The sequence below is a fragment of the Streptomyces deserti genome, assembly GCF_054782695.1.
This window is the reverse complement of record NZ_BAAGRZ010000006.1, coordinates 18,398-42,222: the sequence shown is the minus strand read 5'-3', so window position 1 is coordinate 42,222 and position 23,825 is coordinate 18,398. Positions and strand designations below refer to the sequence as shown.

Here is a 23,825-nt window from a genome sequence, read left to right as displayed (position 1 = left end):
CTGGACTGTGTCCAGATCGCCATGACACGCTTCCGTCATGTCTGGAACTGGAATTGCCTTGGTGAGTCGGCGGCACGTCGATCTCGGCCGCATGTCCAGCGCCATCTGTCCGGCGCGCTGAGCGTATCCGTCTGTGGCCTCGGGCCACGGATCCAGCAGCGCCCGACACCCCCCTACAGCCTCCCTGCGCAATGACGCGCACGTATGCCCATGCGCCCGTACGCGCAGGTCAGAGCCTCCCGCCCGCCACCCCTCATCGACGGCGCTGCGCGCCGCCCCCTTCCCATCGCTGTCCCGAAGGACGTATCCACCATGGCCGCCACCCCGCAGAACCCTGCCGCCGCGACTCCCCGCCGCAAGGTGAGCCGTCACCGCGGTGAGGGTCAGTGGGCCGCGGGTCACTTCACCCCGCTCAACGGCAACGAGCAGTTCAAGAAGGACGACGACGGTCTCAATGTGCGGACACGCATTGAGACGATCTACTCCAAGCGGGGTTTCGACTCGATCGACCCCAACGACCTGCGCGGCCGCATGCGCTGGTGGGGTCTGTACACCCAGCGCAAGCCCGGCATCGACGGCGGCAAGACCGCGGTCCTGGAGCCGGAGGAGCTGGACGACGAGTACTTCATGCTCCGCGTCCGTATCGACGGCGGCCGGCTCACCACCCGGCAGCTGCGGGTGATCGGTGAGATCTCCCAGGAGTTCGCGCGCGGCACGGCCGACATCACCGACCGGCAGAACGTCCAGTACCACTGGATCCGGATCGAGGACGTGCCCGAGATCTGGGACCGCCTGGAGGCGGTCGGCCTGTCCACCACCGAGGCCTGCGGTGACACGCCCCGCGTGATCCTCGGCTCGCCCGTCGCCGGCATCGCCGCGGACGAGATCATCGACGGCACCCCGGCCATCGAGGAGATCCACCGCCGGATCATCGGCAACAAGGCGTTCTCGAACCTGCCGCGCAAGTTCAAGTCGGCGATCAGCGGCTCGCCGCTGCTCGACGTGGCGCACGAGATCAACGACGTCGCGTTCGTCGGCGTGAACCACCCCGAGCACGGCCCCGGCTTCGACCTGTGGGTCGGCGGCGGCCTGTCCACCAACCCCAAGATCGGCGTCCGGCTCGGCGCCTGGGTGCCGCTGGACGAGGTCCCGGACGTCTACGAGGGCGTCATCTCGATCTTCCGCGACTACGGCTACCGGCGCCTTCGTACGCGCGCCCGCCTGAAGTTCCTGGTCGCCGACTGGGGCGCGGAGAAGTTCCGGCAGGTCCTGGAGGACGAGTACCTCAAGCGCAAGCTCGTCGACGGCCCGGCGCCCGCCCAGCCCGTGGAGCGTTGGCGCGACCACGTCGGCGTGCACCGGCAGAAGGACGGCCGCTTCTACGTCGGTTTCGCCCCGCGCGTCGGCCGTGTCGACGGCGCCACCCTCACGAAGATCGCCGAGCTGGCGGAGGCGCACGGCTCGGGCCGGGTCCGTACGACCGTCGAGCAGAAGATGATCGTGCTGGACGTCGAGGAGTCGCAGGTCGACTCGCTGGTCGAGGGCCTGGAGGCGCTGGACCTGACGACGAATCCCTCCCCGTTCCGGCGCGGCACGATGGCCTGCACCGGCATCGAGTACTGCAAGCTCGCCATCGTCGAGACCAAGGCGCGCGGCTCCTCCCTCATCGACGAACTGGAGCGCCGGATCCCGGAGTTCGACGAGCCGATCACCATCAACATCAACGGCTGCCCGAACGCCTGCGCCCGTATCCAGGTCGCGGACATCGGTCTCAAGGGCCAGCTGGTCCTCAACGACAAGGGCGAGCAGGTCGAGGGCTTCCAGGTGCACCTGGGCGGTGCGCTGGGCCTGGAGGCGGGCTTCGGCCGCAAGGTGCGCGGTCTGAAGGTCACCTCCGAGGAACTGCCCGACTATGTGGAGCGCGTCCTGAAGCGGTTCCAGGCGGAGCGCGAGGAGGGTGAGCGGTTCGCCACCTGGGCGGCGCGTGCCAGTGAGGAGTCGCTGTCATGACGGAGCGTGCGGCCCCCTTCTACTGCCCCTACTGCGGCGACGAGGACCTGCGTCCGAGCGAGCAGGGCCATGGCGCGTGGGAATGCGCGGCGTGCAATCGAGCCTTTCAGCTGAAGTTCCTCGGGCTGCTGGCCCGGGGGCTCCAGCGATCCGACACGGGAGGGGCACAGCAGATATGACCGCGATTCAGGAAGAGCGCTCGACCGAGGATCTGAAGGCGCTCGCCGAGCAGGCGGGCCGCGACCTGGAGGACGCCACCGCGCTGGAGATCCTCCAGTGGGCCGCCGAGACGTTCGGCAAGCGCTTCTGCGTGACCTCGTCGATGGAGGACGCGGTGGTCGCCCACCTCGCCTCCCGCGCGATGCCCGGCGTCGACGTGGTGTTCCTCGACACCGGCTACCACTTCCCCGAGACGATCGGTACGCGGGACGCGGTGGAGGCCGTGATGGACGTCAACGTCATCACGCTGACGCCGAAGCAGACGGTCGCCGAGCAGGACGCCCAGTACGGCCCGAAGCTGCACGACCGCGACCCCGACCTGTGCTGCAAGCTCCGGAAGGTCCAGCCGCTGGAGGAGGGCCTGAAGGGCTACCTCGCCTGGGCGACCGGCCTGCGCCGCGACGAGTCCCCGACCCGGGCGAACACCCCGGTCGTCGGCTGGGACGACAAGCGCCAGAAGGTCAAGATCTCCCCCATCGCCCGCTGGACCCAGGACGACGTGGACGCCTACGTCGCCGAGCACGGTGTGCTGACCAACCCGCTGCTGATGGACGGCTACGCCTCCGTCGGCTGCGCCCCCTGCACCCGCCGCGTCCTGGCGGGCGAGGACGCGCGCGCCGGCCGCTGGGCGGGCCGGGCCAAGACCGAGTGCGGGCTGCACGCATGACCGCGCAGGCCGCTCGGGCGAACACCGCCACGCACACGGCGTCCACAGCTCCCGCTGCTACCGCTGTTCCGGACGCGACGACCACTGCGACCCAGGAGAACCACGTGACGAGCGGAGCCACCGTCTGGCTCACCGGTCTGCCGAGCGCCGGCAAGACCACCATCGCGTACGAGCTGGCCGGCCGGCTCCGCGCGGAGGGCCACCGCGTCGAGGTGCTCGACGGCGACGAGATCCGCGAGTTCATCTCGGCGGGCCTCGGCTTCTCCCGCGAGGACCGGCACACCAACGTGCAGCGCATCGGCTTCGTCGCCGAACTGCTCGCCCGCAACGGCGTTCTCGCCCTCGTCCCGGTCATCGCGCCGTACACCGACAGCCGTGAGGCGGTGCGCAAGCGCCACCAGGCGAACGGCACGCCGTACATCGAGGTGCACGTGGCCACTCCGGTCGAGGTGTGCTCGGTGCGCGACGTGAAGGGCCTGTACGCCAAGCAGGCCGCGGGCGAGCTCAAGGGGCTCACCGGGGTCGACGACCCGTACGAGGAGCCCGAGTCGCCCGATCTGCGGATCGAGTCGCAGAACCAGACCGTGCAGGAGTCCGCGGCGTCGGTGTACGCCCTGCTCAGCGAAAGGGGACTGGCATGACGACGACCGTCGCCACCGTGTCCGAGGAGACCGACAGCCCGTACGCCCTCTCGCACCTCGACGCCCTCGAGTCCGAGGCGGTGCACATCTTCCGCGAGGTGGCGGGCGAGTTCGAGAACCCGGTGATCCTGTTCTCCGGCGGCAAGGACTCCATCGTCATGCTGCACCTGGCGCTGAAGGCCTTCGCCCCGGCGCCGGTGCCGTTCGCGCTCCTGCACGTGGACACCGGGCACAACTTCCCCGAGGTCATCGACTACCGGGACCGCACGGTCGCCAAGCACGGGCTGCGGCTGCATGTCGCCTCCGTGCAGGACTACATCGACCGGGGAGTGCTCAAGGAGCGTCCGGACGGGACCCGCAACCCGCTCCAGACGCTGCCGCTGACGGAGAAGATCCAGAGCGAGAAGTTCGACGCCGTGTTCGGCGGCGGGCGCCGCGACGAGGAGAAGGCCCGGGCCAAGGAGCGGGTGTTCTCGCTGCGCGACGAGTTCTCGCAGTGGGACCCGCGCCGCCAGCGGCCCGAGCTGTGGAACCTGTACAACGGCCGGCACGCGCCCGGTGAGCACGTGCGCGTGTTCCCGCTGTCCAACTGGACCGAGTTGGACGTGTGGCAGTACATCGCCCGCGAGGAGATCGAGCTGCCCGAGATCTACTTCGCGCACGAGCGGGAGGTGTTCCAGCGGGGCGGCATGTGGCTCACCGCCGGTGAGTGGGGCGGGCCGAAGGACGGCGAGGTCGTCGAGAAGCGGCTCGTCCGCTACCGCACCGTCGGTGACATGTCCTGCACGGGTGCCGTCGACTCGGACGCCGACACCATCGAGAAGGTGATCACGGAGATCGCCGCCTCCCGGCTCACCGAGCGCGGCGCCACCCGCGCCGACGACAAGCTCTCCGAGGCCGCGATGGAAGACCGCAAGCGCGAGGGGTACTTCTAAGCATGAGCACGATCACGACCGAGGAGCTCTCGGCCACCACCCTGCTGCGGTTCGCCACCGCCGGCTCCGTCGACGACGGCAAGTCCACCCTCGTCGGCCGTCTTCTGCACGACTCCAAGTCGGTCCTCGTCGACCAGCTGGAGGCCGTGCAGCGCGTCTCCGCGAGCCGTGGCCAGGACGGCCCGGACCTGGCGCTGCTGACGGACGGTCTGCGTGCCGAGCGGGAGCAGGGCATCACCATCGACGTGGCCTACCGCTACTTCGCCACGCCCCGCCGCCGGTTCATCCTGGCCGACACGCCGGGCCATGTGCAGTACACGCGCAACATGGTCACGGGCGCCTCGACGGCCGAGCTGACGGTGATCCTCGTCGACGCCCGCAACGGCGTCGTCGAGCAGACCCGCCGGCACGCCGCCATCGCCGCCCTGCTGCGCGTCCCGCACGTCGTCCTCGCCGTCAACAAGATGGACCTCGTCGGGTACGAGGAGAAGGTGTTCGCGGCGATCGCCGAGGAGTTCACGGCGTACGCCACCGAGCTCGGCGTCCCGGAGGTCACCGCGATCCCGATCTCGGCGCTCGCCGGGGACAACGTGGTGGAGCCGTCCGCGAACATGGACTGGTACGGCGGCCCGACCGTGCTGGAGCACCTGGAGACCGTCCCGGTCAGCCACGACCTGGCGCACTGCCACGCCCGGCTGCCCGTGCAGTACGTGATCCGGCCGCAGACCGCCGAGCATCCGGACTACCGGGGCTACGCGGGCCAGATCGCGGCCGGTACGTTCCGCGTGGGCGACTCGGTGACGGTGCTGCCGTCCGGCCGGGCCACGAAGATCGCCGGCATCGACCTGCTGGGCAAGCCGGTGGACGTGGCCTGGACCCCGCAGTCGGTGACCCTGGTCCTCGAGGACGACATCGACATCTCGCGCGGCGACCTGATCGTGCCGAGCAAGGACGCGCCGCCGACCACGCAGGACATCGAGGCGACCGTCTGCCACGTGGCCGACGAGCCGCTGACGGTCGGTCACCGGGTGCTGCTCAAGCACGGCACCCGCACGGTCAAGGCGATCGTCAAGGACATCCCGTCCCGGCTCACCCTCGACGACCTGTCCCTGCACCCGCACCCGGGACAGCTCGTCGCCAACGACATCGGCCGGGTGAAGATCCGTACCGCCGAGCCGCTGCCGGTCGACTCCTACGCCGACTCGCGGCGCACCGGATCGTTCATCCTGATCGACCCGAACGACGGCACCACGCTCACCGCGGGCATGGTCGGCGAGTCCTTCGCCTCCCCGGAGCCGGTGAAGGACGAGGCCGACGACGACGGGTGGGACTTCTGACCATGAACTCCCCCGACTTCTACTCGATGTTCGCGAAGGAGGGCGGCCGCGTCGGCAGCGGTGCGCTCGGCAGCGGGCAGGGCGGAGTCGCGCGATGTGTGCGCTGACGTCCGCGCACCGCTCGCGCGCCCGCACCCCCCACCGCCGTAGACGCAGACCTGCCGACCTCCCGGCCACGACCTGACAGAACGTGACGCCGGGCCAACGAGAGGAACACCTCCCGTGCCTGCCAGCAAAGCCCTCCGCCGCACCTTCGCGGCCCTAGCAGCCCTCCCTCTGCTCGCCCTCACCGCCTGCGGATACGGCTCCCAGGCCAAGGGCGGCGACACCGCCAAGGTCGCCGCCGGGGCGAAGAAGACCGACGGTCTCGACTCCGTGAGGATCGGCTACTTCGGGAACCTGACCCACGGAACCGCGCTGGTGGGCGTGCAGAAGGGCTTCTTCCAGAAGGCGCTGGGGGCCACCGTGGTCAAGCCCGCCGTCTTCAACGCCGGTCCCTCCGAGATCGAGGCGCTGAACTCCGGTTCCATCGACATCGGCTGGATCGGCCCCTCCCCCGCGATCAACGGCTACACCAAGTCGAACGGCAAGAACCTGCGCATCATCGGCGGTTCGGCCTCCGGCGGGGTGAAGCTGGTGGTGAACCCGGAGAAGATCACGTCCCTGAAGGACGTCAGGGGCAAGCGGATCGCGACCCCGCAGCTGGGCAACACGCAGGACGTGGCGTTCCTCAACTGGGCCGCCGAGCAGGGCTGGAAGGTCGACCCGCAGAGCGGCAAGGGCGACGTCACGGTCGTCCGCAGTGACAACAAGGTCACCCCGGACGCCTACAAGGCCGGGTCCATCGACGGCGCGTGGGTGCCGGAGCCGACCGCGTCGAAGCTGGTCGCCGAGGGCGGCAAGGTGCTGCTCGACGAGTCCTCGCTGTGGCCCGACGGGAAGTTCGTGATCACGAACATCATCGTGTCGCAGAAGTTCCTCAAGGAGCACCCGAAGGCCGTCGAGGCCGTGCTGAAGGCCTCCGTCGACACCAACAAGTGGATCAACGCCCACCCGGACGAGGCGAAGGCCGCGGCGAACAAGCAGCTGGAGATCGACTCCGGCAAGGCCCTGCCGGCCGATGTCCTCGACCCGGCGTGGAAGTCGATCACGTTCACCGACGACCCGCTGGCCTCGACCCTCAACACCGAGGCGGAGCACGCCGTCAAGGCGGGTCTGCTCGACAAGCCCGACCTCGACGGCATCTACGACCTCACTCTCCTCAACAAGGTCCTGAAGGCCGAGGGCGCACGCCCGGTCGACGACGCTGGCCTCGGCGCCAGTTGAGCCCGCATCCGAACAGTCCCAGGAGGTGACGACCATGGCCACGACCCTCGCCAAGGCCGCCGACGGCACCGAGACGGCCACGCACGCCGCGCGGATCGAGCACGTCTCGAAGTCATTCGCGGGCCCCGCCGGAGGGCAGCTCGTGCTGGACGACATCAGCCTCGATGTCGCGCCCGGCGAGTTCGTCACCCTCCTGGGGGCCTCGGGCTGCGGCAAGTCCACGCTGCTCAACCTGGTGGCGGGCCTCGACCGGCCCACCGCCGGCGAGATCACCACGGACGGGCGTCCCGCGCTGATGTTCCAGGAGCACGCCCTGTTCCCGTGGCTGACCGCGGGCAAGAACATCGAACTCGCCCTGAAGCTCAGGGGTGTGGCGAAGACCGAGCGGCGCGAGCGGGCCGAGGAGCTGCTGGAGCTCGTCCGGCTGAAGGGCGCGTACGGCAAGCGGGTGCACGAGTTGTCCGGCGGTATGCGCCAGCGCGTCGCCCTGGCCCGTGCGCTCGCCCAGGAGAGCAAGCTGCTGCTGATGGACGAGCCGTTCGCGGCCCTCGATGCCATCACCCGCGACGTGCTCCACGACGAACTCACCCGCATCTGGCGCGAGACACAGCTGTCCGTCCTCTTCGTCACGCACAACGTGCGCGAGGCGGTCCGGCTCGCGCAGCGCGTGGTGCTGCTGTCGTCCCGTCCGGGGCGCATCGCGCGCGAGTGGAGGGTCGACATCCCGCAGCCGCGCCGCATCGAGGACACCGCGGTGGCGGAGCTGTCCGTCGAGATCACCGAACAACTGCGGGGGGAGATCCGCCGACATGGCCAGCACTGACACCACGGCCACCACCAAGGACCTCAAGGACGGCAACGATCTCGCCGGTCTGGAGGCGGGCCTCGACGCGCTGGAGACGCGGCAGCAGACCCGCAAGCCGTTCCGGCAGACCTTCGTCGAGAAGATCCTGCCGCCGATCATCGCCATCGCGCTGGTGCTGGTGGTCTGGCAGGCCCTGGTCTCCTTCAAGGTCGTCGACGATCCGACCAAGCTGCCCTCGCCGGGCGCCGTGTGGGACGTCGTCCACCAGGCGTGGCTGCAGGGCGAACTGCTCGGCTACATCTGGACCAGCGTCTCGCGCGGCCTGCTCGGTTTCTGCTTCGCCCTGCTCATCGGCACCCCGCTGGGGCTGCTGGTGGCCCGGGTGAAGTTCGTGCGCGCGGCGATCGGCCCGATCCTGTCCGGCCTGCAGTCGCTGCCGTCGGTGGCGTGGGTGCCGCCGGCCGTGATCTGGCTGGGCCTGAACAACCAGATGATGTACGCGGTGATCCTGCTCGGCGCGGTCCCGTCCATCGCCAACGGCCTGGTCTCCGGCGTCGACCAGGTCCCCCCGCTCTTCCTCCGGGCGGGACGCACGATGGGCGCGACCGGCCTGAAGGGCACCTGGCACATCGTGCTGCCGGCCGCGCTGCCCGGTTACGTCGCCGGTCTGAAGCAGGGCTGGGCGTTCTCCTGGCGCTCCCTGATGGCCGCGGAGATCATCGCGTCCTTCCCCGATCTCGGCGTCGGCCTCGGTCAGCTGCTGGAGAACGGCCGCAACGCCAGCGACATGGCCATGGTGTTCGAGGGCATCCTGCTCATCCTCATCGTCGGCATCGCCATCGATCTGCTGATCTTCAGCCCGCTGGAGCGGTGGGTGCTGCGCAGCCGCGGCCTGCTGGTGAGGAGCTGAGGCACGGCATGCGGACTCCGGTTCTCCTCGTCATCGCGCACGGCAGCCGCGACCCGCGCCATGCCGCGACCGTGCACGCCCTGGTACGGCGGGTACGGTCCCTGCGGCCGGGGCTGCGCGTGGAAACCGGCTTCCTGGACTTCAACGTGCCGTCCGCGCAGGGCGTACTGGGGTCCCTGGCGACGCAGGGCGTCCGTGACGTCGTCGCCCTGCCCCTGCTGCTGACGCGCGCGTTCCACGCGAAGGCGGACATCCCGGCGGTCCTCGCGGACGCGCCACCGCAGCTGCGTATCCGCCAGGCGGAGGTGCTGGGCCCGTCCCCGCTGCTGCTGTCGGCGCTGGAACGCCGCCTGTACGAGGCGGGGCTGAGCCCTGCCGACAAGTCCTCGACCGGGGTCGTGCTGGCCTCGGCGGGGTCCACCGACCCGGAGGCGATCGCAGTGATCGCTGATATCGCGCGGGAGTGGCGGCACACCGGTTGGTGCGCCGTGCGACCTGCGTTCGCCTCCGCATCCCTTCCGCGTACGGAGGATGCCGTACGGGAGCTGCGGGCGAGGGGCTGCGAGCGTGTCGCCGTCGCCCCGTACGTCCTGGCCCCCGGCTTCCTGCCGGACCGCATCGCGCGGGGCGCGGCGGAGGCGGACGTCCTGGCCGACGTGCTCGGTCCCGCGCCAGAGGTGGCGCGGGTACTGCTGGAGCGGTACGACGCGGCGCGGGTGCCGGTGCTGGCGGCGATCGGGGCCTGAGCGCCCTGCCGCGGGCCAGCCCGTCCCGGGGGTCCGGCTCAGTCGAAGCGCAGCCCGCCCGTGCGGGTCCGTTTCAGTTCGAAGAAGTCGGGGTGGGTGGCCAGCACCCGGAAGCTGTCGAAGAGCCGGGCCGCCGTCTCCCCTCGGGGGATGGCCCGCAGAACCGGGCCGAACCACACCGTTCCGTCGACGTGGATGGTCGGCGTACCCACGTAGCCGCCCGACTCGGGTTCCGCGCCGGCCTCGTGGCTGCGGCGCACGGCGGCGTCGTACGACGGGTCGTGCGCGGCGGCGGCGAGGTCGCCGGGGAGGCCGAGTTCGGTGAGGGACTCGGCGATCACGGTGTCGAAGTCGTCGGTGTCGCCTTCGTGGATGCGGGTGCCGAAGGCGGTGTACAGGTCGCGCAGGATCTTCTCGCCGTGGCGTTCGGCGGCGGCCACGGCCACCCGCACCGGGCCGATCGACCGTTCGACCAGGTCGCGGTACCGGTCGGGCAGTTCGTTGCCCGTGTTGTGCAGGTGCAGGCTCATCACGTGGAAGCGGAGGTCGAGCGGGCGTTCGCGCTCGACCTCCAGCAGCCAGCGGGAGGTGATCCAGGCGAAGGGGCAGGCGGGGTCGAAGGAGAGGTCCACGCGGGTGGGCGCGGCGGTGTTCGTCATGCCGGTGACGGTAGTGCGGGAGTGGCATGGCGTCCCGGCCCAATCCGGTGGATTTTCAGTGGTCCAATCCGGCTGTGGCGGCGGCTTCGTCGGCCAGCCTCGCCAGTTCCTCCACCGGCATCGAGCCGGGTGCCCGCCGCTCGCGGGCGAAGGTGTTCGCGAGGTGCTGCAGCAGTTCGTTCAGCGGGGTCGGGACGCCGTGCAGCCGGCCGAGGAGGACGATCTCGCCGTTGAGGTAGTCGGCCTCGATGGTGCCGGTGCCGCGGCTGAGGGACTGCCAGGAGGAGCCCCCGCCGCGCGGGGCGCCGTCCAGCGGCACCAGGCGGACCTTGTCGCCGCGCACCTCCTGCTGCTCCTGGGCGCTCACGTAGGGGATGCCGGCGGCGTCGAGCACCGCTTCGCCCTCGGCCCGCACGCGCGCGTACAGGGCCTGGGCCTCCTCGCTGTCGAGCGGTCCGGTGACGGCCTCCAGGGCGTTGGCGAGGTTGGCGAGCAGTTTGGCGTACTGCCAGCGCGCCACGTCCGGCACGACCGGGGCCTCGAACCGCGCCGTCTCCAGGTCGGCGGCGATCAGCCGGGCGGTGTCGTCCGTGCCGTGCGGGTAGCGGCCGAGGTGCAGGATGCCGGTGAGCGGGTCGCCGGCCGCTTGGACGACGCCCGGCTCCACGTGGGTCGCGGGCAGCCAGACGCAGACGCCGTAGACCCGGCGGAAGCGGCGCAGGGCCAGGCGCTGGCTCTCCACGCCGTTCTGCACGCACACCAGCGGCAGCCTCTCCCAAGCTCTCGACTCCGCTCGAGCAGGGGAGACCCCCATGGCGGCCGTAGTCCCGTGCGCCACCGGGGCCGGGCCCCACGCCCGGAGTGCCGCTTCGGTGTCCTGTGTCTTGACGGCGAGGACGAGGACGTCGTCGGGGCGCAGTTCACCGAGTGCGGCCGGCCCGTCGACCGTCGGCAGCCGGTACGTCAGTTCGCCCTCCGGGACCCGCAGGCGCAGCCCGTGCTCCCGCAGCGCGTCGTGGTGCGCGCCCCGCGCGACCAGGACCACCTCGTGCCCGGCCTGGGCCAGCCGCCCGCCGACGACACCGCCGACGGCCCCCGCTCCGATGATGATGTAGCGCATGGGAGGAGCCTCGCACAGTCCTGTACGGCTTCTTCCCCGGGGCGGGCTTGACCTTTGGCGCTGATCGACGCGGTCGCAGCGGCCGGCACCGACGACGAGCGGCGACGGCTGTACGAGGACCCGCGGCTGACCGTGCCGGACGTGGTCACCTCGTACACCACCTACGCCGACGCACGGCAGGTCACTGTGCGCCGGGCGGGAACGGCGCGGTCAGCTCCACCAGCTTGACCACCGTGTTCCAGTTCCGGGTGGTGGCGATCAGCCCTTTGTTGATGCGGGGCTTGGCGAGGTGGTCGGCGAGCTTGGAGCGGCCCAGGCCGTTCGGGACGTACAGGTACAGCGCGCGGTCGCCGAGGCGAAACTCCTCGGGGAGGTAGGCGGCCTGGTCGATCTCCGCGAAGCGGCCGGCGTCGACGGGTGCGGAGAAGTAGGTGACGTGGAGTTGCCTGGGCTCGAGGTCGGCGGCCGGGAACGGGCAGGACTCGGCGATCGCCTTCAGGTAGGCGTGGTCGCGGACGATTACGTCGACGCCGAAGCCGACGTGCTTCTCGATGGCGTGCGTGATCTCGGCGGCCAGGGACTCCTCGTCGCCGTGGTCCGGTACGAACACGGCCTGGCCGCTTTGCAGATAGGTGCGTACGTCGTCGTAGCCGAGGCCTTCGAGAACGGTGCGCAGTCCGGCCATCGGCAGCTTCTTGCCGCCCACGTTGATTCCGCGCAGCAGCGCCGCGTACGTCGTCGTCATCCGCACACGATAAGCGGCCGTCGTGCCCCGTGGGGGCGGGCACGACGGCCGCGCGTCCGCGGTGGGCGGACTGGCGAAACTCTGGCCGAACGGCGGGGTGTGGATCAACCGCTACACGCACCTGTGACTCATTCAACAAGGTTGCCCGAGGACACAGATGAGCTCCGTCCCCGAGACCGCCAGGTAGATGTAAGGGGCCGCTGTCCTCCCCAGTGGTGAGGCCGCGAGGGCCGAGGGGATGAATTCCGGCCGAGGCACCTCACCGGGCAGCACGATGAGATGCCTTTATTCGGCCCATACCTTCGAAACGAAAGGGGGCGGCAGGGGGCCGCCACCGCATACGAGGGGGCAAGCCCGTCATGGGGAACGGAGAAACACGGGTGCGGGGCATCGCCGCGCGGGCCGGCGGCTGGAGCGCCCGGCACCGATGGGCGGCCGTCGGCTCTGGGTGCTGTTCGTCGTCCTGGCGATGGGGCTCGGTTCGGCGGCGGGCCGGGTCGACGTCAAGGACAGCGACCAGCTGAAGGGGGAGACACACACCGCCGCCAGGATCGTCGAGGACGCCGGCATCGACGAACCGGCCGGTGAGACCGTCCTGATCCAGGCGAAGGACGCCGGGCTGAAGGCCACGGACGCCGAGTTCCGGGCCGCCGTGACGGCGGTCGTCCAGGCGGTCGAGAAGACCGGCGAGGTCACGGACGTGACGACGCCGTACGAGACGGACACGATCTCCAAGGACGGGCGCAGCGCGCTGGTGCAGTTCGACATGCGCGGCGAGGCGGACACCGCGGGCGAGCGGGTGGAGCCCGTGCTGAAGGCCGTGGAGGAGGTCCAGAAAGACCACGAGTCGCTGCGGATCGAGGAGATCGGCGGCGCCAGCATGACGAAGACGTTCGACGACGCGTTCGGGGACGACTTCAAGAAGGCCGAGTACTCGGCGGTGCCGGTGGCCCTCGGCATTCTGCTCATCGCCTTCGGCGCGCTGGTGGCGGCCCTGCTGCCGGTGCTGCTGGCGATCACCGCGATCATGGCGACGATGGGCCTGATGGGCGTCGTCAGCCACGTGGTGCCGATGACCGACGCGGCGAACTCCGTGATGCTGCTGGTCGGTATGGCCGTCGGCGTGGACTACTGCCTGTTCTATCTGCGCCGCGAGCGCGAGGAGCGCGAGGCCGGCCGGGACGCGCAGACGGCCCTGAGGATCGCCGCCGCGACCAGTGGCCGGGCGATCGTCGTCTCCGGGGTCACGGTGTGCGTGGCGATGGCGGGCATGCTGTTCACCGGGCTCGCCGAGTTCGAGGCGATGGGTCTGGCCTCGCTGATGGTCGTGGCGGTCGCCATGATCGGGTCCGTGACCGTCCTGCCCGCGCTGCTGTCGCTGCTCGGTGAGCGCGTCGAGAAGGGCCGTATCCCGTTCCTGCGCCGGAGCAAGGCGGGCCGCAACGGGGAGAGCCGGTTCTGGACGGCCGTCCTGCGGGGCGTGCTCGCCAGGCCGGTGCTCTCCGTCGCGGTGGCGGCCGGTGCGCTGCTGGCGGTCGCGGCTCCCGCGCTCGGCATGAAGACGCAGAACCTCACGCTGGACCAGGAGTTCGGCGACTCGCTGCCCATCGTGCAGACGTACAACCGGGTCAACGAGGCGTTCCCGGGCGGTTCCGAGCCGGCCGAGGTGGTCGTCAAGGCCGACGACATCAACGCGCCCGAGGTGAAGTCCGCGCTCGCCGACTTCCGGGAGCGGGCGATCAGTTCGGGTGCCTCGCGCGGCCCGGTCGAGATCAAGCTGCACGACGCGCAGAACGTCGCCTTCGTCTACGTCCCGCTGGTCGGCGGCTCCGACCTCGACAAGTCGGGCGCGAGCCTGGACAAGCTGCGCGACGAGGTGCGTCCGGCCACGCTCGGCAAGGTCGACGGCGTCGAGGCGCCGATCACCGGACAGGTCGCCGGCTCGAAGGACTTCAACGACCAGCTGGCCGGAGCCGTCATCCCGGTCTTCGCCTTCGTCGTGGTCTTCGCCTTCCTGCTGATGCTGCTGTCGTTCCGCTCGCTGACGATCGCGATCACCTCGATCGTGCTCAACCTGCTGTCGGTGGGCGCGGCGTACGGCATCCTCGTCGCCGTGTTCCAGCACGGCTGGGGCGCGTCCCTGGTGGGCGCGGAGGGTGTCGGCGCCATCATCACCTGGCTGCCGTTGTTCCTCTTCGTGATCCTGTTCGGCCTGTCGATGGACTACCACGTGTTCGTGGTGTCCCGGATCCGTGAGGCGCGGCTGCGGGGCCGTACGACGAAGGACGCGATCCAGCACGGGGTGGTCACCACGGCCGGGGTCGTGACCAGTGCCGCGGTCATCATGGTCGCCGTGTTCGCGATCTTCGGGACGCTGTCCATGCAGTCCATGAAGCAGATGGGTGTCGGTCTCGCGGCCGCGGTGCTCATCGACGCGACGATCATCCGGGGTGTGCTGCTGCCGGCGGTGATGGCACTGCTCGGCGAGCGCAACTGGTACCTGCCCAGGTGGCTGCACCGGCTGCCGGACCTCACGCACGACGAGGCACCGGAGGCGGTGGCGCCGCCGGTGCGGGACGACGAGGGTGAGCCCGTGAGGGTCTGACCACCGTGGCACGAGGGCCCGTTGGCATCCCGGGGGAGCCAACGGGCCCTCTGCTACGCGTCCCGGGCCGGGAGCTCGGCCTCGATGAGGTCGGCCGCCCGCCGGGTGCCGCCCTCCTCGGCCATCTCCGCCTGGATGTCCTTCAGGCGGCGGGCGACCTCGGGGTCGTCGACGAGCGCGAGCGCCGCCTCGCGCAGGGTCTCGGCCGTCGCTTCCTGAGTGGAGATGCGGCGGGCGACACCGAGGCCCTGGAGCATGTCCGCGTTGCCGAACTGGTCCGCGGCCTGCGGTACGGCGATCATCGGTGTGGCGGTGGCCAGCCCCTCCTGGCTGCCGCCCGCGCCGGCGTGGGTGACGAACAGGTCGGCCTGCTTGAGAACCGCCAACTGCGGTACCCAGGGCCGCACTTCGACGTTCGCGGGTACGTCCCCCAGCTCGGCCGGGTCGACGTGCTTGCCGATCTGGAGCACCGTGTGCCAGCCCGGCAGGTCGCCGAACGCCTTCACACACTCCCGGTAGAAGCCGGGCTGCTTGGTGAAGGCCGACCCCAGCGACACGAGCACGACCTTCTCGGCGCCGGCGGGCCGCTGCCAGTCGCCCTCGGCGGTGCGGTCGCCGTGGCAGGCGCCGACGAAGGTGTGCACGGTCTCGTCGACCCGGTCGGCGTTCGGCTGCAACGCCTTGGGCATCAGGACGAGGGAGCGGGCGGGACGGCCCACGAACGGATCCGGGTGCCGGGTGATCCCGTTCTCCTCCAGCCACGCCTGGAAGCGGGCGTAGTAGGCGCGTCCGCGCTCGGTCTTCTTCGGCTCCTCCCACATCGGTTCGGCGACCTCCTCCTCGTACCCCTCCCAGGCGACGAGGTTCGGCGACAGGGAGATCGCGGGCACGCCCCAGCGGTGGGCGAGGACTCGGGCGGGATACGAGGTGATGTCGTGCAGCACCAGGTCCGGCTCGTCCCCCTCGTACGCCGCGATCAGTTGCGGCAGGGCCTGGATCGCGTCGTCGAGGAACGGCTCCATGTCGTCCAGCAGCGTCGTCCCCCAGGCCTCCGGGTCGTCGTCGGGCGAGGGCAGGGTCGAGTTCCACGGCTTCGGCTCCGCTCCCGTCGCGGCGACCTTGTCCGCGAAGAGGGGCGGGATCGCGTACGTGACCCGGTGCCCGCGCGCGACAAGCTCGCGGATCACCTCGAGACTCGGATTCACGTGTCCGTGGGCGGCGATGGAGAACATGGCGATGTGAGCGGGACTGGTCATGGCCCGACAGTAGACGAGACGAGACGTCTCGTACAACTCCTTTTGGGTGACCTGTGCGCATGGCGGGTGCGCGGCGCGTGCAAGGCGTTGCACCGCGCGTGCGGTGTTGCACGGCGGTTGTCAGCCCCTACGACGTCAGCACCTCGTGCAGCCGCAGCCACCGCCCCGGTGGCACCTCCCCCACGAGAACGCCGGGGTCCAGGCGCGCGGCCCGGAACGCCGCGTCCACCCGCCGCCTGGGGTGGGCCCGGCGCAAGGAGGCGTGCAGCGAGCCGCCGACCCCCGAGAAGCCCAGCTCGACGAGGTGCCGCCAGCTCTGGTGGGCGGCGGCGTCGAGCAGCGGGATGCCGCGGCGCTCGATGCGCAGGACGCCTGCGTCGACACGCGGCACGGGCCGGAAGCTGTGCCGGCCGACCCGGCCGAGCAGCCGCCACTCGTGGCGGGGCCAGGTCAGGACGGTCAGCAGGGTCCACCTCCCGTAGTCCCCGGTGCGTTTGCGGGCGTACTCGAGCTGGGTGAGGAAGGTGGCGTCGGTGAGGGCGGGCGCGCGCAGGCACCAGTCGACGACAGCCGCGGTGCGGGAGAAGGGCACGTTCCCCGCGACGGAGAACGGGGTGCGCGGTGGTCGCGCGGCGAGGAAGTCCCCTTCGACGACGCGGACGTGGGGTGCGTCGGAGAAGCGGCCGCGCAGCACGGCTGCCAGCCGCGGGTCGATCTCGTACGCGTGCAGTTCCCCGCAGTGCGGGGCGAGTGTCTCGGTCAACGCGCCTTTCCCCGCGCCGACTTCGAGCAGGAGCGGCACCGGGCGGCCGTGCGGGACGGCGAGGCGCGCGAAGTGGCGGGCGGCGGTGCGGTCGGCGAGGAAGTTCTGCGAGAGCGCGCGAGCGCGCTGGGAGGGGCGGGTGGAGCGGGCCATGGCCTGCGGTCCTTGTCTTCCGTGAGGGGCGTGACGGGCAGACGAAGGCCCCGACCGGAAGACAGGAGAACGGCACACCGAGCGGGCACGCGTCGACCGCGTGCCTGTGTGTCACGGCGTACGTCGGTGAAAGAGGCGCCCTTGCGGCAGTGCCGTCAGCGGGCGTCGATCCCCGGGCCGGTCAGGGCACCGGGGCCGCGGCGCATGCGCATGGCGTACGTGCAGCCCCGGCCGTGACCGGAGATGTAGATCGCGTTGAAGGCTCCCATGGGAGGGACGTTAGGCGGGGCTGGGGTGGGCGGACAACGGGTTTTTGCATGGGTTGGGGGGCCGGGGACCGGGGTCTTGGGCCCGCGGTCCGGGGCTGGGCCCGGTGACGGGGACCCGAAGGCGCCGACCCAGGCCGGGGGCCTCAGCGTTGGTAGCGGGCGAGTACCAGGTTCCCGTCCTCCTCCAGTCGTTCGCGTAGTTCGCCGAGTCCGATCGACCCGCTGTAGTACTCCTGGAACGCGGGCGTCGCCACCTTGTCCTTCCATTCCGGATAGCCGCGTACGGTCTGCGCCGGTGCCGGGCGTAGGTGGGCGGCGAGGGCGGTGCCGGTGGCCCAGCCGCGCTCGGCCGTGCGCAGGGCCGGGTCCTTCAGTGCCCGGGTGCCGGTGGGCAGCATCCAGTCGCCGAGGGCGAGGCGGACCATGTTCTGCGGCCGGAGCAGGAAGTCGAGGAAGGCGGCGGCTTCCTTCTTGTGCGGGCAGTCCTCGGCGATGGACAGCGTCTGCGGGCTGACGCCCTGGGTGAGTCCGCCGGCGCCGGCCGGGGCGGGCAGCACCTGCCAGTCGAAGCCCTTCGGCGCCTGCTGCACGATCTGCTGACGGTAGGAGAAGCCGAGCGGCACCATCGCGTACCGGCCGCCGAAGAACCCGGGCAGGGTGTCGGAGCCGCCGCTGCCCAGCGTCGACGGCGAGGCGCTGCGGTCGGTGGTGACCTGGTCGTGGATGGTCCGCGGCACCACCTCGTCGACCGTCTCGAAGCGGACCCTCACCTTGCCGTCCGCGCCCCGGTGGAAGAGCCGGCCGCCCGCCGTCAGCGACAGGTTGAGCGTGGCGGACACGGGCTCCTTCAGCGGCCAGGCGACGCCGTACGTCCCCTTCCCGCTGAGCTGCTTCGTCACCTGGCGGAACTCGGCCCAGCTCCACGGCCGTTCGGGCGTGGGGATCCGCACGCCCGACTTCTTCAGCCGGGCCGCGTTGGCGATGAGCACGCGCGGTTCCTGGAGGAAGGGGACGCCGTAGATGCCGTCCCCGAAGGTGGTGGTCTCCCAACTGCGTTGCGGAATATCGGACTTGAGTCGCTCGGACAGCAGGTCGGTCAGGTCGGCCAGGTGGCCGCCGTAGGCGAAGTCCGCGAGGTCGTCCGAGGCGTCGTGGATGATGTCGGGCGCCGCACCGCCCTCGAAGGAGGTGAGGAGCTGGTCGTGGACGCTGTCCCAGGTGCCCTGGACGTACTCGACGCGGATGTCCGGGTGGGCGGCGTTCCACTCCGCCACCAGCTCCTTGGTGGCCTCGACGGACTCCTCCTGCCAGGCCAGCGACTGGAAGCGCAGCGTGATCCGGCCGTCGTCGCGCGCGCCATCGGACGAGCAGCCCGCGAGCAGTAGGAGGACGACGGCGGTCATGGTCAGCAGCCTGGTACGCATCAGCTCTTCACCGCCCCGGCGAGCATGCCGCCCGTGATCCGCCGCTGGATGACCGCGAAGACGACCAGCGAGGGCAGCGTCGCGAGGAACGCCGCCGCCGCGAGCGGCCCGAGGTCGGCGACGCCCTCGGCGCCGATGAAGTGCGTGAGAACGACCGGCAGGGTCTGCTTCTCCGGTGTCTTCAGCAGAACGAGCGCGAAGAAGAACTCGTTCCAGGCCGTGATGAACGCGAACAGTCCCGTCGCCGCGATCCCCGGGGCGAGCAGCGGCGCGGTGACGGACACCAGCGTCCGCAGCCGCCCCGCCCCGTCGACGGCGGCGGCCTCCTCCAGCTCCACCGGTACGGCGCGGACGTACCCGGCGAGCATCCACAGCGCGAACGGCAGCGCCCACACGACGTAGACCATGACCAGACCGGGCAGCGAGTTGATCATCCGCAGGTTCTTGAGGACGAGGAACAGCGGGATGATCAGCAGCACGAACGGGAACGCCTGGCTGACCACCACCCACCCCGTGGCCGCCTTCGCGAGCCGGGTGCGGTGCCGGGCCATGACGTACGCCATCGGAGTCGCGATCACCACGGCGATCAGCGCCGCCCCGAACGCGGCCAGCAGGGAGTTGGCCGTGGCGTGCAGCAGCGGCTGCTCGTCGAAGGCCTGCCGGAAGTTGGCGAGCGTGGGGTCCTTCGGGATCCAGGTCGGGTGCAGGCTGCCCAGCTCGCGCGGCGGCTTGAACGCGGTGGAGACCAGCCAGAGGAACGGGAAGGCGAGGAAGACGAGGTAGGCGAGCAGGGCGGCGTACTGGCCGACGCGGGCGACGGGACTGGTCCGCGCGGTGCTCCTCACAACGGTCCTCACACCTCGTCACCTCCCCTGAGGCGGCCGACGAGGAAGACGGCCAGCAGGACCGAGATCACGGCGACCATCACACAGCCCATCGCCGCCGCGTAGCCGAACTGCCCGTAACGGAAGGCCTCCTCGTAGGCGAAGAGCATCGGCAGGCGGGTCCGGCCGCCGGGGCCGCCGTTCGTCAGCACATAGACCAGGGCGAACGAGTTGAAGTTCCAGATCAGGTTGAGGGCGGTGATCGCGAGGGCGATCGGCCTGAGGGCGGGCCAGGTGACCGTGCGGAAGCGGCGCCAGGCTCCGGCGCCGTCGACCGCGGCCGCCTCGTGGAGTTCACGCGGGGTGTTCTGCAGCCCGGCGAGCAGGGCGACCGTCGTCTGGGGCATGCCCGCCCAGACGCCGACCACGATCACGGCGGGCAGGGCGGTCGCCAGGCCGCTGAGCCAGTCGCGGCCGGCGCCCAGGCCGAGGTCGCGCAGGGTCTCGTTGAGGATGCCCGCGTCCGGGTTGTAGACGAGCCGCCACATGATGCCGACCACGACCTCGGGCATCGCCCAGGGGACGATCGCCAGCGCGCGGGCCAGCCAGCGCAGACGTAAGTCCTGGTTGAGCAGCAGGGCGAGGCCCAGCGCGAGCAGGAACTGCGGCACGGTCACCCCGACCGCCCACACCAGCCCGATCCGGAACGACTCCCAGAACAGCGTGTCGTGCAGCAGGTCCCGGAAGTTGAGGCCGCCGATCCACTGCGTGGGCTCCGTGCGGCCCGACTGGGCGTCGGTGAAGGCCAGCAGAATCCCGTACAGCAGCGGCCCGACGCTGAGGATCAGGATGGGGAGCAGGGCGGGCAGCACCAGGAACCAGGCACCGTGGTCGACGGCCCGTCGCCGGCGGCCCGGGACGGGCACCCGCCCGGCCGGTCGCCTCACCTCGGTCACCGATGTCACGGAATCAGCCCCTTTGCACGGCTCCAGTGGCCACGTCATGGTCGTGAAGGCGGTGTGCCGCGTCAAGGCACCGCGCACACGGTCCGACCTGTGCGAATGCGACACTGACGGGCGGATGGCCGGAACCCGACGGCGGCTGCGCGCGCCCGCCCGGGCGGGTCGACGGCGGCTCGTGCGGGCGGACGGGAACGCGTGCGGCCGCGCACGGACGGACGAGTACGGACACGGAGGCGGACGGATGGACGAGGCACGGGCGCTAGACGTACTGGCCGCGGCAGGGGTGCTGCCCGGTGCGGCACGGGACGCGCGGCTGCTCGCCCTGGGCGAGAACGCGGTGTTCGCCGCCGGTGACCTGGTCGTCAAGGTGGGCCGCGACGCCGAACTCCTGGCCCGGGCGCGGCGTGAGCTGGCCATCGCGGTGTGGCTCGCCGAGGCGGGTGTGCCGGCGGTGCGGGCCGCCGAGCCCGAGGCGCTGCTGGTCGACGGCCATCCGGTGACCGTGTGGCACCGGCTGCCCGATCCGGTACGGCCGGCCGAGCCCCGGGATTTGGCCGAACTGCTACGGGTCGTCCACGCACTGCCCACTCCTCCCTTCGAGCTGCCGCCCCGCGATCTGCTGGGCGGTGTGGAACGCTGGCTGCGACTCGCGGGTGACGCGATCGACCCCGCGGACGCGGCGTATCTGCGCGAGCGCCGTGACGGTTTCGCGGCGGCGGCCGCCGCCCTGACGCCGCACCTTCCGCCCGGGCCGATCCACGGCGACGCGCTGCCCCGCAATGCGCACGTCGGTCCGGACGGGCCGGTCCTGGTGGACCTGGAGACCTTCTCCGCCGACCTGCGCGAGCACGACCTGGTGGTCATGGCCCTCTCCCGTGACCGCTACGGGCTCCCGGCGGAGGCGTACGAGTCCTTCACGCAGGCCTACGGCTGGGACGTGCGGGAGTGGGAGGGGTGCTCGGTGCTGCGCGGCGCCCGGGAGACGGCCAGTTGCGCGTGGGTTGCCCAGCATGCGCCGAGCAATCCGAAGGCGCTGGCCGAGTTCGAGCGGCGGGTGGGGTCGTTGCGGAACGGGGATGCGACGGTGCGGTGGTTTCCGTTCTGAGGCGCGGTTGTTCAGACCGGGCCGGCTTGGTCTCGGCGCTGGTGCCGACAGACCGGGTGAGTGACGCAGTTCGGCGCTGGTGCCGACGCCGGATGGGTGGCGCAGTTCGGCGCTGCGGGGGGTGGCTGCCCGTTGCGCCGACGAAACCCCCCGGCCGGCGAGTGCCGACCGCCCCCCGCCTGCCGGTCACACCGGCTCGTTCGCCAACTCCCGCAGCGGCCAAGCCCCGTCCACCACCGCGTCGGCCTCTCCCCGGCGGCGCAGGAAGCTCTGGAAGTCCGCCGCCCACTCGGCGTACCACTCGATCTGGCGGCGGTGCAGTTCCGCCGGGCCGAGGGATGCGATCTTGGGGTGGCGGCCGGCTATCGCGCAGGCCAGGCGGGCCGCGGCGAGGGCGTCGGCCGTGGCGTCGTGGGCGGAGTCGAGGGCGATGCCGTACTCGGCGCAGACCGCTTCGAGGTTGCGCTTGCCGCGGCGGTAGCGGTCGACGGAGCGGTCGATCGTGTACGGGTCGATGACCGGGGCGGGGTCCACACCGCCCAGTCGGTCGCGCAGGGACGGCAGTCCGTAGCGGCGCAGCTCGGCGGAGAGCAGGGTCAGGTCGAAGGCCGCGTTGTAGGCGACGACCGGCACGCCCGTCTTCCAGTGGGCGGCGAGGACGTCGGCGATCGCGTCCGCCACCTGGTCGGCCGGGCGGCCCTCGGTGGCCGCTCGTTCGTTGCTGATGCCATGGACCGCCACCGCGTCCGCCGGGATGGGGACTCCGGGATCGGCCAGCCATTCCCGGCGGCCCATCGGCTCTCCTGCCCTGACCTCGATCACGGCCCCCGTGACGATGCGCGCCTCGCGCGGATCGGTCCCCGTCGTCTCCAGGTCGAAGCCGATCAGCAGCTCCCGGTGCCAGCCCATGGGCGGGTCCCCCTTCTTGGTGGTGCGTTCCCCCAGTGGCCTCCACCTTCCCACGAGCCACTGACAATCAGAGGAACCCGTTCCGCTTAGGTTCCGGGACGACCCCAGCACAAGGGACAGTTCACGACACCGGCCGCGAATCCGCCCACATCACCTCGAACTCCTCGCGGTAGGTGGGGAAGAGGCCACCTTCGTCGATCTCGCCCGACCTGACGACTTTGCTCCCGTTCCGCAGGACGAGAACCGGCGCCTCCATGCCCCGCGTCCGGCGCAGATGGTTCTGCACGACCGCGATGCCGTCGGCCCCGTCGCCGTCGACGAGGTACGCGGTGAAGCGGGGCGTCTCGTCGTAGACCTGGATCTCGAAGGCGCCCGGGTCGCGCAGCGCTGCGCGTACCCGGCGCATGTGCAGGATGTTCATCTCGACCGCGCGGCTGAGCTCGCCGCGCTTGATGCCGAGTTCCCGCTCGCGCCGCTTGACCGCGCTGGAGGCCGGGTTCAGAAACAGCAGCCGTACCCGGCAGCCGGACTCGGCCAGGCGTACCAGGCGCCGCCCGGAGAAGTTCTGCACGAGCAGGTTGAGCCCGATGCCGAGGGCGTCGAGGCGGCGGGCGCCGCCGAAGATGTCCTCGGCCGGGAACTGGCGCAGCAGCCGGACCCGGTCGGGGTGCACGGCGACGACGTCGGCGTACCGGTCGCCTACCAGGTCCTCGACGGCGTCGACGGGCAGCCGGCGCGCGGAGGGCACGTCACCGCCCGCGCCGAGCATCTCCAGCAGCCGTGCGGAGGCCCGCTCGGCCTGGGCGAGGACGGCCTCGGACAGGGCCCGGTTGCGGGAGACCACGTTCCGGGTGACCTCCAGCTCGTCCAGGGCGAGTTCGACATCCCGGCGGTCGTCGAAGTACGGCTCGAAGCACGGCCAGTGCTGCACCATCAGTTCGCGCAGCTGCGGCAGGGTGAGGAAGCTGAGGACGTTGTCGTCGGCCGGGTCGAGGAGATAGCCCTTGCGTCGGCTGACCTCGCGGACCGCGACCGCGCGCTGCACCCATTCCTGGCCGGCGGGCCCGGCGGCGGCGACCACCCATTCGTCGCCGTGCACCGGTTCGTAGACGGGGCGCAGAACAGCGGCCACGACCGCGCGCAGCCGCTGTTCGACGAGGTTCAGCCAGATGTAGGCCCGGCCGGCCCGCTGGGCCCGGGTGCGCACCTCGCGCCAGGCGTCGGCGTCCCAGTCCAGTTCCGGACCGATCGAGCCCGCGTCCATCGGCCGTGCCAGGGACACGGCACCGGGCGGGACGTCCGCTGAGTTCCCCTCGTGACCCTCGTCACCAGGGGGCAGCTCCAGCCCTCCCGAGCCCACCCGCGCACCGCCTTCCGCTCCCCCGAGCACCCGCCGTCTCAACGATCAAGGAAGGGTACTCCGGGAGCGGTGCGC

The 23,825-nt window shown here is 71.1% G+C and carries 22 protein-coding genes and 1 pseudogene; 13 read left to right on the top strand and 10 right to left on the bottom strand.

Annotated elements, in window-relative coordinates:
• Positions 1–37: 37 nt before the first annotated feature.
• The 11 genes from ACYVMZ_RS13755 to ACYVMZ_RS13705 all read left to right on the top strand — a co-directional run bounded on the left by ACYVMZ_RS13755 (position 38) and on the right by ACYVMZ_RS13705 (position 9,596).
• Positions 38–121: a putative leader peptide gene (locus ACYVMZ_RS13755; RefSeq protein ID WP_310591794.1), complete on the top strand. Its 84-nt coding sequence runs from the start codon at positions 38–40 to the stop codon at positions 119–121.
• 191 nt (positions 122–312) lie between these two features.
• Entirely contained in the window at positions 313–2,010 is a 1,698-nt protein-coding gene (locus ACYVMZ_RS13750) for a nitrite/sulfite reductase (RefSeq protein ID WP_461079184.1), read from the top strand.
• The gene (locus ACYVMZ_RS13745) at positions 2,007–2,189 is read left to right on the top strand and encodes a hypothetical protein (RefSeq protein ID WP_461079182.1); all 183 of its coding nucleotides are present in this window, start codon (positions 2,007–2,009) and stop codon (positions 2,187–2,189) included. The genes ACYVMZ_RS13750 and ACYVMZ_RS13745 overlap by 4 nt, the downstream gene beginning before the upstream one ends.
• Positions 2,186–2,896: a phosphoadenylyl-sulfate reductase gene (locus ACYVMZ_RS13740; protein WP_461079180.1), complete on the top strand. Its 711-nt coding sequence runs from the start codon at positions 2,186–2,188 to the stop codon at positions 2,894–2,896. Before ACYVMZ_RS13745 ends, ACYVMZ_RS13740 begins: the two co-directional genes overlap by 4 nt.
• A gap of 104 nt (positions 2,897–3,000) precedes the next feature.
• Positions 3,001–3,537, top strand: a complete 537-nt coding sequence (gene cysC, locus ACYVMZ_RS13735; protein WP_461079178.1) for an adenylyl-sulfate kinase — start codon at positions 3,001–3,003, stop codon at positions 3,535–3,537.
• A complete protein-coding gene (gene cysD, locus ACYVMZ_RS13730) occupies positions 3,534–4,472 on the top strand; it encodes a sulfate adenylyltransferase subunit CysD (protein ID WP_461079176.1) in 939 nt (312 codons plus the stop codon). Before cysC ends, cysD begins: the two co-directional genes overlap by 4 nt.
• Positions 4,473–4,474: 2 nt before the next feature.
• Positions 4,475–5,809 carry a sulfate adenylyltransferase subunit 1 gene (locus ACYVMZ_RS13725; RefSeq protein WP_461079174.1) on the top strand — a complete coding sequence of 445 codons (1,335 nt, stop codon included), beginning with the start codon at positions 4,475–4,477 and terminating at the stop codon, positions 5,807–5,809.
• A gap of 222 nt (positions 5,810–6,031) precedes the next feature.
• Positions 6,032–7,135, top strand: coding sequence for an aliphatic sulfonate ABC transporter substrate-binding protein (locus ACYVMZ_RS13720; RefSeq protein ID WP_461079172.1), 1,104 nt, complete (start codon positions 6,032–6,034; stop codon positions 7,133–7,135).
• 34 nt (positions 7,136–7,169) lie between these two features.
• A complete protein-coding gene (locus ACYVMZ_RS13715; RefSeq protein WP_461079170.1) occupies positions 7,170–7,958 on the top strand; it encodes an ABC transporter ATP-binding protein in 789 nt (262 codons plus the stop codon).
• The gene (locus ACYVMZ_RS13710; protein WP_461079168.1) at positions 7,945–8,850 is read left to right on the top strand and encodes an ABC transporter permease; all 906 of its coding nucleotides are present in this window, start codon (positions 7,945–7,947) and stop codon (positions 8,848–8,850) included. Before ACYVMZ_RS13715 ends, ACYVMZ_RS13710 begins: the two co-directional genes overlap by 14 nt.
• A gap of 8 nt (positions 8,851–8,858) precedes the next feature.
• Positions 8,859–9,596: a sirohydrochlorin chelatase gene (locus tag ACYVMZ_RS13705; protein ID WP_461079166.1), complete on the top strand. Its 738-nt coding sequence runs from the start codon at positions 8,859–8,861 to the stop codon at positions 9,594–9,596.
• 38 nt (positions 9,597–9,634) lie between these two features.
• On the opposite strand, the gene ACYVMZ_RS13700 is transcribed toward ACYVMZ_RS13705, so the two are convergent.
• From ACYVMZ_RS13700 to ACYVMZ_RS13690, 3 genes are all read right to left on the bottom strand, one after another.
• Entirely contained in the window at positions 9,635–10,255 is a 621-nt protein-coding gene (locus ACYVMZ_RS13700; protein WP_461079164.1) for a mycothiol-dependent nitroreductase Rv2466c family protein, read from the bottom strand.
• Between the two features lie 55 nt (positions 10,256–10,310).
• Positions 10,311–11,375: a ketopantoate reductase family protein gene (locus ACYVMZ_RS13695; protein ID WP_461079162.1), complete on the bottom strand. Its 1,065-nt coding sequence runs from the start codon at positions 11,373–11,375 to the stop codon at positions 10,311–10,313.
• A 181-nt stretch (positions 11,376–11,556) separates the two neighbouring features.
• Positions 11,557–12,120 (bottom strand): DUF1697 domain-containing protein, encoded by a 564-nt coding sequence (locus ACYVMZ_RS13690; RefSeq protein ID WP_461079160.1) that lies wholly within the window; start codon positions 12,118–12,120, stop codon positions 11,557–11,559.
• 359 nt (positions 12,121–12,479) lie between these two features.
• On the opposite strand from ACYVMZ_RS13690, the pseudogene ACYVMZ_RS13685 reads away from it, so the two are divergent.
• Positions 12,480–14,725 (top strand): annotated as a pseudogene (locus ACYVMZ_RS13685) (MMPL family transporter).
• A gap of 53 nt (positions 14,726–14,778) precedes the next feature.
• On the opposite strand, the gene ACYVMZ_RS13680 reads toward ACYVMZ_RS13685, so the two are convergent.
• The 5 genes from ACYVMZ_RS13680 to ACYVMZ_RS13660 form a co-directional block, all read right to left on the bottom strand.
• On the bottom strand, positions 14,779–15,981 hold the full coding sequence (locus tag ACYVMZ_RS13680; RefSeq protein WP_461079158.1) for a glycosyltransferase: 1,203 nt from the start codon (positions 15,979–15,981) through the stop codon (positions 14,779–14,781).
• Positions 15,982–16,108: 127 nt separating this feature from the next.
• Complete coding sequence (gene erm(O) / locus ACYVMZ_RS13675) at positions 16,109–16,897, bottom strand: 23S rRNA (adenine(2058)-N(6))-methyltransferase Erm(O) (protein WP_461079156.1); 789 nt, start codon at positions 16,895–16,897, stop codon at positions 16,109–16,111.
• Between the two features lie 412 nt (positions 16,898–17,309).
• A complete protein-coding gene (locus tag ACYVMZ_RS13670; RefSeq protein ID WP_461079154.1) occupies positions 17,310–18,590 on the bottom strand; it encodes an ABC transporter substrate-binding protein in 1,281 nt (426 codons plus the stop codon).
• Positions 18,590–19,435: a carbohydrate ABC transporter permease gene (locus ACYVMZ_RS13665; protein WP_461079152.1), complete on the bottom strand. Its 846-nt coding sequence runs from the start codon at positions 19,433–19,435 to the stop codon at positions 18,590–18,592. The genes ACYVMZ_RS13670 and ACYVMZ_RS13665 overlap by 1 nt, the downstream gene beginning before the upstream one ends.
• 8 nt (positions 19,436–19,443) lie before the next feature.
• A complete protein-coding gene (locus tag ACYVMZ_RS13660; RefSeq protein ID WP_461079150.1) occupies positions 19,444–20,379 on the bottom strand; it encodes a carbohydrate ABC transporter permease in 936 nt (311 codons plus the stop codon).
• A 238-nt stretch (positions 20,380–20,617) separates the two neighbouring features.
• On the opposite strand from ACYVMZ_RS13660, the gene ACYVMZ_RS13655 reads away from it, so the two are divergent.
• On the top strand, positions 20,618–21,481 hold the full coding sequence (locus ACYVMZ_RS13655; protein WP_461079148.1) for a phosphotransferase enzyme family protein: 864 nt from the start codon (positions 20,618–20,620) through the stop codon (positions 21,479–21,481).
• A gap of 186 nt (positions 21,482–21,667) precedes the next feature.
• Here the strand turns inward: ACYVMZ_RS13655 and ACYVMZ_RS13650 are convergent, their stop codons facing one another.
• Together ACYVMZ_RS13650 and ACYVMZ_RS13645 are read right to left on the bottom strand one after the other, a co-directional pair.
• A complete protein-coding gene (locus ACYVMZ_RS13650) occupies positions 21,668–22,390 on the bottom strand; it encodes an exonuclease domain-containing protein (protein ID WP_461079146.1) in 723 nt (240 codons plus the stop codon).
• Positions 22,391–22,511: 121 nt separating this feature from the next.
• Complete coding sequence (locus ACYVMZ_RS13645; RefSeq protein WP_461079144.1) at positions 22,512–23,750, bottom strand: SAV2148 family HEPN domain-containing protein; 1,239 nt, start codon at positions 23,748–23,750, stop codon at positions 22,512–22,514.
• Between the last annotated feature and the right edge of the window lie 75 nt (positions 23,751–23,825).